The 1,035-nt window shown below is 33.1% G+C and carries 1 protein-coding gene; it reads right to left on the reverse strand.

All coding sequences use genetic code 11. The features are described from left to right. Positions 1–101 precede the first annotated feature (101 nt). Positions 102–857 carry a response regulator transcription factor gene (locus EKM79_RS12180; protein ID WP_125569175.1) on the reverse strand — a complete coding sequence of 252 codons (756 nt, stop codon included), beginning with the start codon at positions 855–857 and terminating at the stop codon, positions 102–104. Positions 858–1,035 lie beyond the last annotated feature (178 nt).

Genomic DNA, 1,035 nt, shown 5'->3' on the forward strand with positions numbered 1-1,035 from the left:
TAGCGGTTGGTAGTTTTTTGTTGGGCCCCTTTAAGGGGCTTTTTGCGTGTGGCAAGCCCTTCTAGGGCTAATAAAAAGCCACCAGCTAAGCTGGTGGATATTTACTTAGAAATATTTTTTTCTTCTAATATGCTTAGTAACTCTCTTCCTTTTCTAAATGAAACCTTACAAGTGGAGTTATCTATGAAAGTTAAAATACGATTTTTACTGTCATAAGTCGTAGCGTTATCTAGGTTGACTAAGTAACTCCGATCACATCTGAATAAATCCTGATAGACAGATTCGATAGAGTTCAGTGATCCGGAAAAAGCACTTCTTTGATTTTTAGTAATAAGGGTAACTTGTCCAGGTGCCACTTTTTCAGTGAATAATATAATTACATCATCCATTAATACATTGAAGAATCGACTACCAATACGGTAATTAAATAGATTCTGTGAATGATGTGCAAAATTATTATAGTATTTTTGTGCTAGTACAATGTCATTATTAATGCTTTTCTTTATAGAATCTATGCCCTTATTTTTGAGAATGAAATCAAGAGGGGCAATACGACGTTCAAGTGTAACTAAAGATAGTTCATCATGTGTAGTAATAAATATGATTTGTGCTAATGGAACTTCTTTTTTTATTCTTTCAGCCGCATCCAATCCGGCGGTATTATTATCACCGATTTCCATGTCTAAGAAAAAGATTCCTTTTTCAGGTGCAACACAGGAATCAAACAATCCTTCAGTTTTGGCGGTAGCCAATTTTAATTGCATATTGGCATCATTTATCATAATACTGTTGTTTATAAATTTAATATAGTTTTCGCGTTGGACATCATCATCTTCCAACAAATAGATCGGTAACATTCTGATACCCTCCCATGTCGATTAAGATAATTGTATTGAAGCACTGATATAAAAACAAGTTGTGTGAAAAATGAAAAAATAAAAAAATCACTTATTTTAATTGAAGTGCAAGACAAAAGTTAGACAAAATTAAATATTTAAGCTGCTAAAGCATGTTCCCGGTATTCTACTGGTGACA

It is taken from the genome of Companilactobacillus insicii (assembly GCF_003946015.1).
In the GTDB taxonomy this organism is placed as follows: domain Bacteria; phylum Bacillota; class Bacilli; order Lactobacillales; family Lactobacillaceae; genus Companilactobacillus; species Companilactobacillus insicii.